Raw genomic sequence first — 16,709 nt, forward strand, 5'->3', positions numbered from 1 at the left:
GGTGGGACGGAACGCCAGCCTTGCATTCCTGCCGGTTGCTCTAGCCCTTCTCTACTTAGCCCTCTTCCTCCCCCTCGCCACCCTTGCCGCCGAATTGCCTGCCCTGACCGGGCGGGTCGTCGACAATGCCGGCATCATCGATGCCGCAACCGAAGCGGCGCTGACCCGCAAGCTTGCGGATTTCGAGGCCGAGAGCTCTGACCAGATCGTCGTCGCGACGCTTCCTGGCCTCGACGGCGAGGAAATCGAGCCCTACGCCAACCGGCTGTTCCGCGCCTGGAAGCTCGGCCAGGCCGGCGAGGACAATGGCGTGCTTTTGCTGGTCGCCAAAGACGACCGCAAGATGCGCATCGAGGTCGGCTACGGGCTGGAAGGCACGCTGACCGACCTGCACACCAGGCTGATCATCGAAAACGACATGGTGCCGGCCTTCCGCGCCGGCGATTTCTCCGGCGGCATAATGAAGGCCGTCGACGACATGGTCATGGTGCTGGAAGGCAATCCGGAAGAGCTGGAAGCGCGCGGGACCCGCAACCAGCAGCCGCCATTCAACACCGACGATCTGTTCTTTGCGATCTTCATAAGCATCTGGGCGATCATCTTCTTCGGCAGCATCGCCGCCTCGATCCTGCCGCCGATCTTCGGCCGGAAACTCGGCCCCGGTCGCTATCGCTGGCTGGGCATGACCTTCGAGCCGGGCCGGCAATCTTCTGGCGGCTGGTCGTCCGGCGGGGGAGGCTGGTCGTCGGGCGGAGGAGGCTCAGGCGGTGGCGGGTTTTCGGGCGGCGGCGGCTCGTCCGGTGGCGGCGGATCTTCAGGAAGCTGGTGAGACACGACATGGCAACTCGACCGATCAGCCGCGAGGACCATGACCGCATCGCCAAAGCGATCCGCGTTGCCGAATCGAAGACCGACGGCGAAATCTACTGCGTGGTCGCCTATGCCAGCGACGGCTATTTCTTTCCGGCGGCCTTCATGGCGACGCTGGCGATGCTCGTCGTCAGCCTCGCCGTCAGCTACGGGCTGGAAGCGTGGTGGCTGTCGATCCGCTTGCCGCATTTCGTCATCGCCCAGCTTCTGGCGATGGCCTCGGTGCTTGTGCTGTTGTGGGCGCTGCCCGGCTTGCGCATCCACCTGGTGCCGAGACGGCTGCGTTACCAGGCCGCGCACGCCAATGCGATAAAGCAGTTCCTCGCCCGCAACGTCCACCGCACCACGGCGCGCACCGGCGTGCTGGTCTTCGTTTCGATTGCCGAGCACTACGCCGAAGTGATCGCCGACAGCGGCATCGACAGCCGCGTCGGCCAGCATGTTTGGGACGGCGTCGTCCGCGACCTTACCGCGCATGCCCGCGACGATCGTCTCGCCGACGGCTTCATCAAGGCGATCGAAGCGACGGCTGCGGTGCTGGCCGAGCATTTCCCGGTTTCTTCCGGCGACAGCAACGAGCTCGACGATCATCTGGTCGAAATCTGAGTCGCTACGAACGGTTTTTTCAGCACTCAACGGCACGTCTATCGTCTGTGCGAAAGCTTGGGAGCCGCTGACCGGACTCTTGCATTCGGGCGATGCGGGTTTATGGTTAACCAATCATGAAGACGCTGAGCATCGACATCAGGAAAGCCGAGCCGCGCGACGCAAGCGCCATCGCCGACGTGCACCTGCTGGCCTGGCGCGGCGCCTACTCCGGCATCATCCCGCATCGCACGCTGACATCGATGATCAACCGCCGCGGCGCCGACTGGTGGGCGAACGCCATCCGCCGCGCCGCCACCGTCCTGGTTGTCGAGATCGGCGGCAAGGTCGCCGGCTACGCCACGATCGGCAAGAACCGCGCCCGCGAGCTCAAGCAGCAGGGCGAGATCTACGAACTCTACGTGCGCCCGGAATATCAGGGCATCGGGCTCGGCAGCCGGCTATTCTCGGCAGCACGGGCGCGACTGGCAGACCACGGGCTGAAAGGCATGGTGGTGTGGGCGCTGGAGGACAACCAGAACGCGCTCACCTTCTATGCCGGCGCCGGCGGCCGCGACGTCGCCGAGGGAGTCGAGGTTTTCGAGCAGAAGGCTCTGAAGAAGGTCGCCTTCGTCTGGGAATGACGGCTCGACACGCCTCTCGCCAGCACCCTCAGCCGATTTCAGTACCATTCGCCGCATTGCACCATGCGCCGCTGCCCGCTATCGGTTTCCAATCGAAAGAGGGACAAAAGCCATGCGTATCGAAGCCATCGCCATCGGAAAGAACCCGCCGGAGGACATCAACGTCATCATCGAGGTGCCGATCGGCGGCGAGCCGATCAAGTACGAGATGGACAAGGAGGCCGGCACGCTGTTCGTCGACCGCTTCCTGCACACCTCGATGCGCTACCCCGGCAATTACGGCTTCGTGCCGCACACGCTGTCGGGTGACGGCGACCCGATCGACGTGCTGGTCTGCAACACGCGCGCGCTGGTGCCGGGCTGCGTCATCAATGTGCGGCCGATCGGCGTGCTGGTGATGGAGGACAATTCCGGCCTGGACGAAAAGATCATTGCGGTGCCGTCGCCCAAGCTGACGCTGCGCTACGAGAACGTCACCGAATACACGCACCTGCCCGACATCACCCGCCAGCAGGTGCAGCACTTCTTCGAGCACTACAAGGATCTCGAACCCGGCAAATGGGTCAAGATCGAGGGCTGGCATGACGCCGCCTACGCCAAGAAGATGATCGTCGAGGCGATCGAACGGGCCAAGGCAAGCAAGTAGCCGAACGCCTGAAGTTGCGAGCAAACTGCTGGCGTAGCGCCGCCCCCTTCCGCCTGCCGGCACCTTCTCCCCGTGAACGGGGAGAAGCCCGCTGACCTCGACCTTGGCGCCCATTCAGCAACGCTGGTAATTGGCGAAACCATTTATTGGCTGCGTCTTTCTCCCCGTCACTATACGGGGAGAAATGCCCGGCAGGGCAATGAGGGGCAGCGCTGACCGACGTTACTTTTCAATGCCACGCGCTCCTAATTATCGACGCGGCCGAAAGCGGGCGCGTTGCCGATAACCACGCGCTTGTCCTTGCCGCAGGCAAAGGTCCGCGCCTTCTCGTCGGCGAGCTTGCGGGCCTGGTCGTTGGCGCCGGGGTTGCCGGTGGCCAGCACCAGGCCGACGGTGCAGCCTTCATAGGTCTCCGGTTGGCCGACCTTGGCGACGATCAGCACGTCGGTCGGCTTGTTCTCCACCTCGGGATTGCTGATCGAGCGCCGATGGATGACCGCAAACGGGACGGCGCGATCGCCGTTCGTCTCGATGCGCCACTCGAGTTTGGATGCAGCCGTGTTAAAGGCGACAAAACTTTCCCAGACTGCGGTCATGTCGCTGGGCGGAAAACCATAAAACAGCGATTCGCGGGCGTCGTCGTAGGCGATCAGCACCGGGTAGCCGCGATAGCCCGAACAGGCGAGACTGGCCCAGTCGCCGTCGCCTTCCTCCGCTTGCGCGTAGGTCACGCAGTCCTTCTTCCAGTCGAGATCGGTGTAGGCGCTGGAAATGTCGCCGGCCCGGGCAGGCTGGCAGAGGCCGGCAAGGGCAAGCGGGATCAGCAAAAGAGCACGCATCGCGGGCTACTCCGTTTCGGGGCTGCCGCACGGTATCGTTAATCGCTATTTCTTCAAGCTCGCTTCGATCAGCAGGTCGGCATTGCGGGCCACAGACTTCGCCGGTCCGCCGGCCCCGAACAACTGGCCGCTGATATAGGCGCCTTCGATCAGAAGCAGCAGCCCGTCGCCTAGCGTATCGGCGTCGCCGGCACCCATCGCCTCCGCCATGGCGCGCAGGCGTCGGCGCAATTCCTGCTTGTTGGCCTCACTCACCACCCGGGCCGGGTGGCCACGTTCGGGATATTCGACGGCCGCATTGGTCATGCCGCAGCCGCGATAGTCGGGTTTTTGCGTGCGTTTGCCGATGCGGGTCAGGAAGGCGGCGATCTGCGCGCGCGGATCGCCAGGATGGGCAGCCACCGCCGCGTCGAAGCGGGCCCAGAACTCGAGGTCGTATTGCCGCAGATAGGACGCGGCCAATTCGTCCTTGGACGGAAAGCTGCGATAGAGGCTGGGCTTGGTGACGCCGGCGCGCCGCACGATCTCGTCGACGCCGATCGCCCTGATGCCTTGCCGGTAGAACAGGTCGCGGGCAACGCGAAGGATTTTTTCGCCCGCGCGGGGCCGTTCATCCGCTTTGATCGCTGGTTCAATGCTTTTCATCTAGGACGTGCCGTTGCCTGCTTGACAATGTTACCGATCGGTACGTATGCTCCCATGCATTGCAACGTACCGGTCAGTAACATGATAGCTCAATCCCGCCCGTTTGGCCAGCGCTATGCTTTCGTCGTGGTCGCCGTCATTTTCCTGTGCCTGCTGATCGCGGCGGGCCTGCGGTCGGCGCCGGCCGTCATGATGCTGCCGCTGGAGGAGAGTTTCGGCTGGCGGCGCGATGTCGTCTCGCTCGCCGCGGCCATCGGCATCTTCCTCTACGGCCTGACCGGGCCGTTTGCCGCGGCACTGATGGAACGGATCGGGCTGCGCCGCACGCTGCTGGCGTCGCTGGTGCTGATGTCGGGCTCTACGGCGCTCAGCCTGTTGATGACCCAGCCGTGGCACCTGCTTCTCACCTGGGGCGTATTCTCCGGCGTCGGTTCCGGCGCGGTCGCCACGGTGCTCGGCGCCACCATCGTCAATCGCTGGTTCAAGACCAATCGCGGCCTGGTGATGGGGCTGATGTCGGCCTCCGCCGCCACCGGCCTGCTGGTGTTCCTGCCGTTGCTCGCCGCGCTCGCCCAGTCGGGCGGCTGGAAGCCTGTCGCCATCGCCATTGCGGTGGCCACCGCCTGCCTGGTGCCGCTGGTCTGGCTGCTGGTGCCGGAACGGCCGTCCTCAATCGGCATGGTGCGCTACGGCGCTGAGGCCGACGACGTGCCGCCGGTTCCGCCGGCCTCGCAGGGCAATTTCCTCATGCACACACTCAGCACGCTGCGTCGCGCCGCCGGCACGCGGGTGTTCTGGTATCTGTTCGCCACTTTCTTCATTTGTGGCTTCACCACCAACGGACTGGTCGGAACGCACCTGATCGCGTTTTGCGGCGACATGGGCATCGGCCAGGTGCAAGCCGCCGGCCTGCTGTCGCTGATGGGCATCTTCGACCTGATCGGCACGACGCTGTCGGGTTGGCTCACCGACCGTTTCGACCCGCGCAAGCTGCTCGGCGTCTATTATGGCATCCGCGGCCTGTCGCTGATCTATCTGCCTTATTCCGGCTTTTCGTCGACCAGCTTGATCATCTTCGCCGTGCTCTACGGATTGGACTGGATCGCCACCGTGCCGCCGACGCTCAGGCTGTCGAACGAGGCGTTCGGCGACCGCAGCGGGCCGATCGTCTTCGGCTGGATCGTCGCCGGCCATCAGGTGGGTGCAGCGGCGGCCGCCTTCTTCGGCGGCACCATGCGTGAATTGCAGGGCAATTACGAACTTGCCTTCCTCATCGCCGGCATGACGGCAATAGCCGCAGCCTGCATCTCGCTGTTGATCAACACCAGCCGTCCGGCCTTCGAGCCGAACCCGCAGGCGGCTTGAGCTGTGACTGCCGAGCGCTAATCTCCCCCCTTGAGGGGGAGATGGCCGCGAAGCGGCCAGAGGGGTCGGTCCGACCGGGCTCGGCCCCTTATCGCAGACGCAGGAGGTTGGCGCTCCACGCGACACGACCCCCTCTGTCGCCTTCGGCGAATCTCCCCCTCGAGGGGGGAGATTCGCCAGCCTGTTGATCGTCAGAAAACCTTCATGGTTTCGAGATGTGCGTGAAACATTGAGGCGGGACCTTGGCGGCGACGTTTAAGCCATCCAGGAGACAGCCATGAACAAGATTTCGCGCCGCGCTTTTGTCACGTCGGCGAGCGCCGCCGGCCTCGTCGGCGTATCGGGCCTCGCGCTTCCCTATTATTCGCGCGCCAATCAGCGGCCCGCCTTCACCCATGGCATCCAGTCGGGCGATGTCGACGCAACCAGCGGCGTGGTGTGGACGCGGACCGACCGCCCTTCGCGCGTCATGTTCGAAGTCTCGTCGACGGAGAATTTCGCCAATCCCTTGCGCCTTGCGCCGCTCGATACGTCGCCGGCCAGCGACTACACGGTAAAGCGGCTGCTCACCGACCTCACCTCCGACCAGGACATCTTCTACCGCATGGTCGCGGCCGATCTTGCCGACATCAACGCCGTCTCCGAGCCGATCGTCGGCCGCTTCCGCACGGCGCCGGCCTCGAAACGCGACATCCGCTTCGCCTGGTCGGGCGATACCGCCGGCCAGGGCTGGGGCATCGACGACACCGGCATGAAGACCTACGCCACGATCGGCAAGCATACGCCCGACTTCTTCCTGCATTCCGGCGACACCATCTATGCCGACGGCCCGATGAAGGACGAGGTCGAGCTTCCCGGCGGCAGCAAGTGGAAGAACAAGGTCCTCATCGACGAAAAGCGCAAGGTTGCCGAGACGCTGGACGAGTACCGCGGCCAGTGGAAGTACAACATGATGGACAGGAACGTGCTGGGGCTCAACGCCATCTGCCCGACCTTCTACCAGTGGGACGACCACGAGGTGGTCAACAACTGGTCGGATTCGAAGGACCTGAGCGCCGACGACCGCTACTCGGAAAAAAGCATCCATGTGCTGGCGGCACGCGCGGCACGCGCCTTCCACGAGATGACGACGATCCGCTACGAGCCGTCGGAACCGGGCCGCGTCTATCGCAAGATCGCCTACGGGCCGCTGCTCGAAGTGTTCTTCCTCGACATGCGCTCATATCGCGGCGCCAACGGTACTGGCATGCAGGATACGATGACGCCGCAGTCGCGTGTCCTCGGCGAACAGCAGATGAAATGGCTGAAGCGCGAACTGGCAAACTCCAACGCGACCTGGAAAATCATCGCCGCCGACATGCCGCTTGGTCTCGTCGTCTGGAACGACGCCACCAACAAGGCCGGCGCCGAGGCCGTCAGCAATGGCGACAATGGCCCGGCCAAGGGCCGCGAACTGGAAATTGCCGACCTCCTTCGCTACATAAAGAATGCCGGCATCACCAACACCGTCTGGCTGACCGCCGACGTGCACTACACGGCGGCGCATTACTACAATCCCGACAAGGCGCAGTTCCAGGACTTCAATCCGTTCTGGGAATTCGTCTCGGGTCCGCTCCATGCCGGCACCTATGGACCCAATGATTTCGACATGACCTTCGGCCCGGAGCTGAAATTCATCAAGGCGCCAACCGCCGAGCAGGGGCAGAACCTGCCACCCTCGGCCGGCCTGCAGTTCTTCGGCCTCGTCGACATCGATGGCGCCACTGAACAGATGACGGTGCGGCTGATGGATCGCGACGACAATGAACTCTACAAGGTCACGCTCGACCCAGTGCATTCGGCGTGAGGGGACTGGGTCACTTTGTATCAATCCTGGGTGACGTCGCGCTGCCCCTCATTGCCCTGCCGGGCATTTCTCCCCGTTTACGGGAGAAAGTCGCCCGCATCCAAGATTTCGCTAATCGCGAACGTTGCAGAAGGAGAGCCGACATTTCGCGCAGCGGGCTTCTCCCCCGTTTACGGGGAGAAGGTACCGGCAGGCGGATGAGGGGCTGCGCCGGCGTTGGCAAAACTTCAGGAAGGGTCGATCCGACCTTTCCGACAATGTGCGGAAAGCAGTCCTAATCTGGATAGCAAACGGTCGGAATATTGGGCCAAACAGCGCTGTCGCAGTTGGCAGCCTCCTGCCTCTGCTTGAAGGCGGCGCTAACCGGCCCGGTCACCACCGGGTCGACGCCATCGGGAGCGTCGGCAAACAACTGCTCGGCCGTTCGGGTGTCGGACGGCAGGGCAGGCTCCTCCGACGTCGCGGCCGACTGTGCCACGCCTGCCGCAAGCAGAACGGCGAGGGCAGCCCATGCAAGGATTGGCCGGTATCTGATGCCCGTTTTGCTCATGAAATTTGAACTGTCCCGACCGTGAAAGGTTCCGCTTTGGTTAATAATTCAATTTCACACCAAGACACTTAAGATTTGGTGACCATGTATTTGGTGGCACGCCTCCTCTTTCGCAATTGCGAAAAACCCTGTATGAGCCGCCCAACCGAAAGAGGCAGCGCCTTTTGGCCTGCTGCCTGCAACGCTCCCGAGACCACAACATGAAAATTCGTAATATCGCGATCATCGCGCACGTCGACCATGGGAAAACCACCCTCGTCGACCAGCTCCTGAAACAGTCGGGATCGTTCCGCGACAACCAGCGCGTTGCCGAACGCGCCATGGATTCGAACGACCTCGAAAAGGAACGCGGCATCACCATCCTGGCCAAGGCGACCTCGGTCGACTGGAAGGACACCCGCATCAACATCGTCGACACCCCCGGCCACGCCGATTTCGGCGGTGAAGTCGAGCGTATCCTGTCGATGGTGGATTCAGCCATCGTGCTGGTCGACGCAGCCGAAGGGCCGATGCCGCAGACAAAATTCGTCGTCGGCAAGGCGCTCAAGGTCGGATTGAAGCCGATCGTCGTCATCAACAAGATCGACCGGCCGGACGCCCGCCACGTCGAGGTGGTCAACGAAGTGTTCGACCTGTTTGCAGCGCTCGACGCCACCGACGAGCAGCTCGACTTCCCGATCCTTTACGGTTCGGGCCGCGACGGCTGGGTGTCGGAAAACCCCGAGGGTCCGAAGGACCAGGGCCTGGCGCCGCTGTTCGACCTCGTGATCAAGCATGTGCCGGCGCCGACCGTCCACCCCGGCCCGTTCCGCATGATCGGCACCATCCTGGAAGCCAATCCGTTCCTTGGCCGCATCATCACCGGCCGCATCGAATCCGGCACGCTGAAGTCCAACCAGGCGGTCAAGGTGCTGCATCATGACGGCACCCAGGTCGAAACCGGCCGCATCTCGAAGATCCTCGCTTTCCGCGGCCTCGAGCGCCAGCCGATCGACGAGGCGCAGGCGGGCGACATCGTCGCCATCGCCGGCCTGTCGAAGGGCACCGTCGCCGACACGTTCTGCGACGCGTCGGTGACCGAGCCGCTGCATGCGCAGCCGATCGATCCGCCGACCGTGACGATGTCGTTCCTCGTCAACGATAGCCCACTGGCCGGCACCGAGGGCGACAAGGTGACCAGCCGCGTCATCCGCGACCGCCTGCTGCGCGAGGCCGAAGGCAATGTCGCGCTGAAAATCGAGGAATCGCCTGACAAGGATTCGTTTTTCGTCTCCGGCCGCGGCGAATTGCAGCTTGCCGTGCTGATCGAGACGATGCGCCGCGAAGGGTTCGAGATTGCCGTGTCGCGGCCGCGCGTCGTCATGCAGAAGGGCGAGAACGGCGAGTTGCTCGAGCCGGTCGAGGAAGTCGTCATCGACGTCGACGAGGAACATGCCGGCGTCGTCGTGCAAAAAATGTCGGAGCGCAAGGCCGAGATGGTCGAATTGCGCCCGTCAGGCGGCAACCGCCAGCGCATCGTCTTCCACGCGCCGACGCGCGGCCTGATCGGCTACCAGTCGGAACTGCTGACCGACACCCGCGGCACCGCCGTCATGAACCGGCTGTTCCATGCCTACGAGCCTTACAAGGGTGAGCTGCCGGGCCGCACCAACGGCGTGCTGATCTCCAATGAACAGGGTGAATCAGTGGCCTATGCCATGTGGAACCTGGAAGACCGCGGCCCGATGGTCATCGATCCGGGCGTCAAGGTCTATCAGGGCATGATCATCGGCATCCATTCACGCGACAACGACCTCGAAGTGAACGTGCTGAAGGGCAAGAAGCTGACCAACATCCGCGCCGCCGGCAAGGATGAGGCGGTGAAGCTGACGCCGCCGATCCGCATGACGCTGGAACGCGCGCTGGCCTGGATCCAGGACGACGAGCTGGTCGAAGTGACGCCGAAGACCATTCGTCTGCGCAAGCTCTATCTCGACCCGAACGAGCGCAAGCGTTTTGAGAAATCGGCGAAAGTGGTCGGCGCGGCGTAAGGCGACGTCTCATTGAAGGGGATCGGCGCTGCCCCTCATCCGCCTGCCGGCACCTTCTCCCCGTGAACGGGGAGAAGACCGCTGAGCGCACCCTCGGCGTTCATTTCTTGCAACGCTGGTAATTGGCGGAACCGTCGATGACAGCGCCCTTCTTCCCGTTGACGGGGAGAAGATGGCGGCAGGCGGATGAGGGGCAGCGCCGACGCCTGTTCAGAGGGCAAAGTTCTCTGCAAGCTGCAGGGGTGCCAAACCGCCGCTGATCGGGTATCCTTGGGCTCTCTGACGCTCGAAGGCACTCACATGCACGTCACCTCGCTTTTGATCTTCGCCGCCGCCCTTTTCGTCGCCGCGGGCTCGCCCGGCCCGTCGATTGCCGCCCTGGTGGCGCGGGTTATCGCAAAGGGCTTTCGCGACGTGTTTCCATTCCTGCTCGCCATGTGGATCGGCGAGGCCATCTGGCTGTCGCTGGCGGTGTTCGGGCTGGCGGTGGTGGCGCAGACCTTCCATCTTGCCTTCGTCGTGCTGAAATGGGTCGGCGTCGCCTATCTCGCCTACCTCGCCTGGAAGATGTGGACGGCCCCGGTCGAGGCGCGCGATGGCGAGATGCCGCGCGAGGAGTCGGCCGTCAAACTGTTCTTTGCCGGCATGGCGGTGACGCTCGGCAATCCCAAGATCATGATGTTCTACCTGGCGCTGCTGCCGACCATCATCGATCTCGCCTCAGTGACGGTCGTCGGCTGGATCGAGCTGACGCTGACCATGGCCGTGGTTCTGGTCGCCATCGATCTGGCCTGGGTGCTGGCGGCAGCGCAGGCGCGAAAACTCTTGAAGAGCAGGCGGGCGATGAAGATCGCCAACCGCGTCAGCGCCACCACCATGGCCGGTGCCGCGGCGGCGATTGCGGCTCGATCCTGAGCCGGTGCGTCAGCCCATTTCGATGATCGGCGCGATCTCGACGCTGAAACTCGGGTCCTTCAGGATAGGACAATCCTTGGCCTTCGCGACGGCATCGTCGATGTCGTTCGCTTCGATGATTGTGTAACCGGCGGTCGGATTGCTGCCGCCATTGTTCTCGACTTTGCCGCCGGGCAGCACGGTCTTCGACATGCCGACCGGATTGCCACCGTCGACCACGGCCGAGCCAAGCTTGCCGTACCAGCCGTTCCAGGCATCCATCGCCGCTTGCCGTTCGGCGTCGTCGGTCGGCATCTTGCCGGAGCCGTGATAGACATAGAGAAATTTCGCCATGTTCTCCTCCGTTGATCTTCCGTTGATCGGCGGGCGTCGAACCGACATGCGGTCACGCCGCAGGGCGATCATCGGACCAAACCGAAAAACAAGCAACGAGAATGCGAATCACTAATGTGAGGTCCGGTTGGCTCGCAACCGCCATGCTCTCACCGCGCCATCGCGTGGTATGTCGGTGAAGGCGCGCAGCTTCGTCTCATCGAAAGCGTAGGCCAAAAGCACATTGGGAACGAGGCCGAGCTTCTCCTCGCATTTGGCGAAATAGGCTTTCGTCGCTTCGCTCAGTTCCGCAGGCGCGAGGTCAAGTGCGATGATTTTGTCTTTTATGGCGGATTTTCTCCTCATTTTCGGTGACCCACCGGCGAATCCCGACATTTCGTCGCAAGCGGTCAAACCTTTGTCGCCAAATATCGGTCATCTGCTACCATAGTCGCAAGACATATGAGGGAGGGATTTAGCGACATGGCCGGCCTGAAATCTGCAAGCCAGTTGAAAAAGATAAGCACGGCCAAGGGCAGCGAGAAACCCGGCAGGCTTGCCGATTACTTGCTGGCCCGTGCGCCGGCCGAAGATGTCGCCGCCTATGACGTCACCGCCCTCGAACGCGCCGCCGATCTCGCCGGACGCGCCGTCGCCAGGCACAAGAAGGGCGATTGCGTCGTCGCCATAGAGGTTGATTCCGGTGTCGTGCGCCAGGGCAGGCCGATGACGGTGATCACCGTCGTCAACGACAACATGCCGTTCCTGTTCGATTCCATCCTCGGCGAGATCACCGAGAGCGCTGGCGAACCGCTGCTGGTTACCCATCCGGTCATCGTCGTCAGGCACGGCAAGAGCGGCGTCGACGAAATCCTCGGCGATGGCGGCTTCGCCAAGGGCGATCACAGTCATGAACGGCTGAGCGTCATCCACGTCCATATCGGCCGTGTTTCGTCCGAGCAGGCCGAGGCATTGGCTGACCGGCTGAAGAAAATATTGGGCCAGGTGCGCGCCGCCGTCACCGACTGGAAGCCGATGCTGGCCCGCCTCGACCAGGCAATCTCCGAGTTCCGCTACGCTCCGGTGCCGCTCGACAAGGCCAACGTCACCGAAGCGATCGCCCTCCTCGAATGGCTGCGCGACGACAATTTCACCTTCCTCGGCATGCGCGAGTTCAAATATACCGGCGGCGAGAAGAGCGGCACCCTGGAGCGCACCGAAAAGCCCGGCCTCGGCATCCTCTCCGATCCCGACGTGCTGGTGCTGCGGCGCGGCACCGAAGCGGTGTCGACGACGCCGGAAATCCGCGCCTTTCTGCACGGGCCGGAACCGCTGATCGTCACCAAGGCCAACGCCAAATCGTCGGTGCACCGCCGCATCTATCTCGATTACATCGGCGTCAAGACCTACACCGCCAAGGGCGTGCTCGCCGGCGAGTTGCGCATCGTCGGCCTGTTCACCTCGACCGCCTACACGCGCTCGGTGATGAAGATCCCCTATCTCAGGTCGAAAGCCGAAACCATCATCGCCAAATCCGGTTTCAACCCTGAAGATCACTCCGGCAAGGCACTGATCAACGTGCTGGAGAGCTATCCGCGCGACGAACTGTTCCAGGTTCCGGTGCCGATCCTGCGCAAGCACGCCGAAGCCATTCTGGGGCTGATCGAGCGGCCGCGCGTCAGAGCGCTGGTGCGCGCCGATCAGTTCGACCGCTTCGTCTCGATCCTCGTCTTCGTGCCGCGCGACCGGTACGACAGCGTCGTGCGCGAGAAGATCGGTACCTATCTGAGGACGGTGTTCCAGGGCCGGCTTTCGGCCTACTACCCCGCCTTTCCGGAAGGCGGACTGGCGCGCGTCCACTTCATCATCGGCCGTTCCGGCGGCAAGACGCCTAAGGTCGACCAGGCGACGATCGAGGCAGCGATCCGCGCCATCGTGCGGACCTGGGACGACATTCTGCGCGAGACCGCCGAAGAGACCGGCGCCGACGCGGCGCTCACGGCGATCGCCTCGCGCTTCTCGGGGAGCTATCGCGACAGCTTCTCGCCGGCGGAGGCGTTGGCCGATGCCGGTCGCATCGCCAGGATCAGCGCGGCCAATCCGATCGCCATCGACTACTATCGTCATGCCAACCAGGAACCGCATCAGGCGGCGCTGAAGATCTATCACCATGGCAGCCCGGTGGCGCTGTCGCGGCGGGTGCCGGTGCTGGAGAACATCGGTTTCCGCGTGATCAGCGAGCGCACCTTCGAGGTCGGGGACGAGGCTTCCGGCATGATCAATAGTGATCAGCCGGGCATGGTCTTCATCCACGACATGGAGCTCGAAAACAGCTACGGCAAGCCAATCGACCTAAGCGACCGCGGCGCGCTGTTCGAAGACGCGTTCCTTTCCGTCTGGCGCGGCGACATCGACAATGACGGCTATAACGGCCTTGCCCAGACCGCCGGCCTGTGGTCGGGCGAGGTTTCCATCCTGCGCGCCTACGGCCGCTATCTGCAGCAGGCCGGCATCCCGCAAAGCCAGGATTTCATTGCCACCGCGCTCAACCGCTATCCGGAGATCGCGCGTGGCCTGCATGAGCTGTTCGTCGCCCGCCTCGGACCGACGGCGCAGACGGAAGGGGCGGTCGCGGCCAGGCACCTCAAGGCCAAGATCAGGGATGCGCTGGAAGAGGTTCCCAACATCGACGACGACACCATCATCCGTCGCTACCTCAACCTGATAGAAGCCTCGCTGCGCACCAATCATTTCGTTCCCGATCTGAAGGAGAAGGGCCAGTCGCTGGCGATCAAGCTCGATTCGCAAGCGGTCGACGGCCTGCCGGCGCCGCGGCCGTGGCGGGAGATCTTCGTCTACGGCTCCGAGGTCGAGGGCGTGCATCTGCGCTTCGGCCCGGTCGCGCGCGGCGGCCTGCGCTGGTCGGACCGCGCCCAGGACTACCGCACCGAGGTGCTCGGTTTGGTCAAGGCGCAGCAGGTCAAGAACGCGGTGATCGTGCCGGTTGGCGCCAAGGGCGGTTTCTATCCGAAGAAGCTGCCGATGGGCGCCGGCCGCGACGCCATCTTCGAAGCCGGCGCGTCCGCCTACAAGAATTACGTCTCCAGCCTGTTGTCGATCACCGACAATATCGGCCTGGACGGCGTCATTCCGCCGGCTGAGGTCGTGCGGCGCGACCAGGACGACCCCTATTTCGTCGTCGCCGCAGACAAGGGCACGGCGACCTTCTCCGACACCGCCAATGCCATCAGCGAGAAGCATGGCTTCTGGCTCGACGACGCCTTCGCCAGCGGCGGCTCGGCCGGCTACGACCACAAGAAGATGGGCATCACCGCCAAGGGCGCCTGGGAAGCGGTCAAGCGGCATTTCCGCGAGATGAACCGCGATATCCAGACCACACCCTTTACCGTTGTCGGCGTCGGCGACATGTCGGGCGACGTGTTCGGCAACGGCATGCTCCTGTCCGAGCAGACCCGGCTGATCGCCGCCTTCGACCATCGTGACATCTTCATCGATCCCGCTCCCGACATGGCGGTTTCGATGGCCGAGCGCCGGCGCATGTTCGCCCTCGCCCGTTCGAGCTGGCAGGACTACGACAAGACAAAACTGTCCGAAGGCGGCATCATCGTCTCGCGCAGCCAGAAATCGATCACGCTGCCGCCGGGCGCGGCCGCGGCGATCGGCCTCGGCAAGACGACCGCCTCGCCGGTCGAGATCATGAGCGCCATCCTCAAGGCGCCGGTCGACCTTTTGTGGTTCGGCGGCATCGGCACCTATCTCAGGGCATCGACGGAAACCAACCAGGACGCTGGCGATCGCGCCAACGATGCCATTCGGGTGACTGCGCTCGAAGTGCGCGCCAAGGTCATCGGCGAGGGCGCCAATCTTGGCGCGACGCAGCGGGCCCGCATCGAGTTCGGGCTGAATGGCGGGCGCTGCAATTCCGACGCCATCGACAATTCGGGCGGCGTCAACTGCTCCGACGTCGAGGTCAACATCAAGATCGCGCTGGCTTCCGCCATGCGCAAGGGGGCGCTGACCCGCCCAGCGCGCAACAAGCTTCTCGCCGAAATGACCGACGAGGTGAGCGCGCTGGTGCTGTCCAACAATTACGAGCAGACGCTGGCGTTGTCCCTTGCCCGCAAGCGCGGCCTTGCCGATATCGCCCATCAGAGCCGTTTCATGGCAGCGCTCGAGGCGCGCGGCCTGCTCGACCGCAATGTCGAAGCTCTGTCGTCGCCGGCAGGCCTTGCCGAGCGCGAGGCGCGCGGCGAGCCGTTGACCAGGGCCGAGCTCGGCGTGCTGCTGGCCTATGCCAAGATCGTGCTGTTTTCCGACATCGTCGCCAGCGACGTGCCGGACGATCCGCATTTCGACCGTGACCTGATGGGCTATTTTCCGGACCGTATGACGAAGAAATTCGCGGCTGAAATCCATGGCCATCGCCTGCGCCGCGAAATCATCGCCCGTGTCGTCGCCAATGATCTGGTCAATCGCGGCGGCCCCCCCTTCGTCAACAGGCTGCAGGAAGCAACCGGCCGCAGCACGGCCGACGTGGTCCGGACCTTCGCTGTGGTGCGCGACGGCTTTGGCTTGCCGGCGCTCTATCGCCAGATCGACGCGCTCGACAACCAGATCGACGGACAGGTGCAGCTCGACCTTTATCAAGCCGTCAGTCGGCTTACCTATGTCGCCAGCGGCTGGTATCTCAAGAACGATGCCAGCACCGCTCCGCTGGGCCAACGGATCGCCGAATTGCAGAACGCCCGCAAGGCACTGGAGCCGAAGCTCCCTTCGCTGCTTCCGGCCTTCTCGCGCGAGCGGATAGAGGAGCGGCGGCATGGTCTGGCCAAGGGCGGCGCGCCCGAACAGCTGGCAGAACATCTGGCGCTGACCGATGTGGCCGGCGTCGTGCCTGACATCGCGCTGACGGCCCGAACGGCGAATGCCGACATCATCGCTGCCGCGAAGGCGTTTTTCGCGGTCAGCGATGCCTTCCGCATTCCGCGCGTCGAGGATGCGGCGCGCTCGATCGCGCCGTCCGACTACTACGATCAATTGGCACTTTTCCGCGCCACCGACACGATCGGCGCAGCCAGGCGCGGCATCGCCGTGGCGGCGCTCACCGGCCATGCCGGGGCGGCGGACCCGGTGGCGGCATGGCTGGAGGCCGGCGGCGAGAGGGTCGGGCGCATCCGCGAGCGGCTGCAGGCGCTGACCGAGGGCGGCGACATCACCGTGTCGCGGCTGTCGGTGGCATCGGGGCTGATCAGCGACCTGACGGCGCTGTGAGCTGTTCACTTCACAAGGCCGGCGCTGCCCCTCATCCGGCTGCCGCCACCTTCTCCCCGTATAGTGACGGGGAGAAGGAACTTGCTGCAATGCCAGCGCCTTTTCTGCAACGGCAGCCGTTCGCGAAACCGCCGATGACAATGTCTTTCTCCCCGTCCCTATACGGGGAG

Annotated in this window: 13 protein-coding genes and 1 pseudogene; 9 read left to right on the forward strand and 5 right to left on the reverse strand. The window is 63.8% G+C overall.

Annotated elements, in window-relative coordinates:
• Position 1: 1 nt before the first annotated feature.
• The 4 genes from AC0L2R_RS26425 (at position 2) to ppa (ending at position 2,745) form a co-directional block, all read left to right on the forward strand.
• On the forward strand, positions 2-829 hold the full coding sequence (locus tag AC0L2R_RS26425) for a TPM domain-containing protein (protein ID WP_419695139.1): 828 nt from the start codon (positions 2-4) through the stop codon (positions 827-829).
• Positions 830-837: 8 nt separating this feature from the next.
• Entirely contained in the window at positions 838-1,476 is a 639-nt protein-coding gene (locus tag AC0L2R_RS26430; protein WP_473512383.1) for a TPM domain-containing protein, read from the forward strand.
• A 116-nt stretch (positions 1,477-1,592) separates the two neighbouring features.
• Positions 1,593-2,099 carry a GNAT family N-acetyltransferase gene (locus AC0L2R_RS26435; protein ID WP_023800479.1) on the forward strand — a complete coding sequence of 169 codons (507 nt, stop codon included), beginning with the start codon at positions 1,593-1,595 and terminating at the stop codon, positions 2,097-2,099.
• Positions 2,100-2,211: 112 nt separating this feature from the next.
• Positions 2,212-2,745 (forward strand): inorganic diphosphatase, encoded by a 534-nt coding sequence (gene ppa / locus AC0L2R_RS26440; RefSeq protein ID WP_023800478.1) that lies wholly within the window; start codon positions 2,212-2,214, stop codon positions 2,743-2,745.
• A gap of 245 nt (positions 2,746-2,990) precedes the next feature.
• Here the strand turns inward: ppa and AC0L2R_RS26445 are convergent, their stop codons facing one another.
• Together AC0L2R_RS26445 and AC0L2R_RS26450 are read right to left on the reverse strand one after the other, a co-directional pair.
• Positions 2,991-3,584: a hypothetical protein gene (locus AC0L2R_RS26445; protein WP_473512384.1), complete on the reverse strand. Its 594-nt coding sequence runs from the start codon at positions 3,582-3,584 to the stop codon at positions 2,991-2,993.
• A 45-nt stretch (positions 3,585-3,629) separates the two neighbouring features.
• Entirely contained in the window at positions 3,630-4,229 is a 600-nt protein-coding gene (locus AC0L2R_RS26450) for a TetR/AcrR family transcriptional regulator (protein WP_473512386.1), read from the reverse strand.
• Positions 4,230-4,310: 81 nt separating this feature from the next.
• Between AC0L2R_RS26450 and AC0L2R_RS26455 the strand changes: the two genes are divergently transcribed.
• Entirely contained in the window at positions 4,311-5,594 is a 1,284-nt protein-coding gene (locus tag AC0L2R_RS26455) for an MFS transporter (protein WP_473512388.1), read from the forward strand.
• 277 nt (positions 5,595-5,871) lie between these two features.
• Positions 5,872-7,440: an alkaline phosphatase D family protein gene (locus AC0L2R_RS26460; RefSeq protein WP_473512390.1), complete on the forward strand. Its 1,569-nt coding sequence runs from the start codon at positions 5,872-5,874 to the stop codon at positions 7,438-7,440.
• A gap of 274 nt (positions 7,441-7,714) precedes the next feature.
• On the opposite strand, the gene AC0L2R_RS26465 is transcribed toward AC0L2R_RS26460, so the two are convergent.
• On the reverse strand, positions 7,715-7,990 hold the full coding sequence (locus tag AC0L2R_RS26465; RefSeq protein WP_473512392.1) for a hypothetical protein: 276 nt from the start codon (positions 7,988-7,990) through the stop codon (positions 7,715-7,717).
• 200 nt (positions 7,991-8,190) lie between these two features.
• On the opposite strand from AC0L2R_RS26465, the gene typA reads away from it, so the two are divergent.
• Positions 8,191-10,020: a translational GTPase TypA gene (typA, locus tag AC0L2R_RS26470; protein WP_287241253.1), complete on the forward strand. Its 1,830-nt coding sequence runs from the start codon at positions 8,191-8,193 to the stop codon at positions 10,018-10,020.
• A 300-nt stretch (positions 10,021-10,320) separates the two neighbouring features.
• Positions 10,321-10,935 carry a LysE family translocator gene (locus AC0L2R_RS26475; protein WP_473512421.1) on the forward strand — a complete coding sequence of 205 codons (615 nt, stop codon included), beginning with the start codon at positions 10,321-10,323 and terminating at the stop codon, positions 10,933-10,935.
• Positions 10,936-10,944: 9 nt separating this feature from the next.
• Here the strand turns inward: AC0L2R_RS26475 and AC0L2R_RS26480 are convergent, their stop codons facing one another.
• Together AC0L2R_RS26480 and AC0L2R_RS26485 are read right to left on the reverse strand one after the other, a co-directional pair.
• The gene (locus tag AC0L2R_RS26480) at positions 10,945-11,268 is read right to left on the reverse strand and encodes a YciI family protein (protein WP_473512394.1); all 324 of its coding nucleotides are present in this window, start codon (positions 11,266-11,268) and stop codon (positions 10,945-10,947) included.
• 159 nt (positions 11,269-11,427) lie between these two features.
• A pseudogene (locus tag AC0L2R_RS26485) lies at positions 11,428-11,595 on the reverse strand (peroxidase-related enzyme); the annotation flags it as partial.
• Between the two features lie 135 nt (positions 11,596-11,730).
• On the opposite strand from AC0L2R_RS26485, the gene AC0L2R_RS26490 reads away from it, so the two are divergent.
• Entirely contained in the window at positions 11,731-16,539 is a 4,809-nt protein-coding gene (locus AC0L2R_RS26490; RefSeq protein WP_473512395.1) for an NAD-glutamate dehydrogenase, read from the forward strand.
• Positions 16,540-16,709 lie beyond the last annotated feature (170 nt).

This window comes from Mesorhizobium sp. WSM4820 (assembly GCF_055811075.1).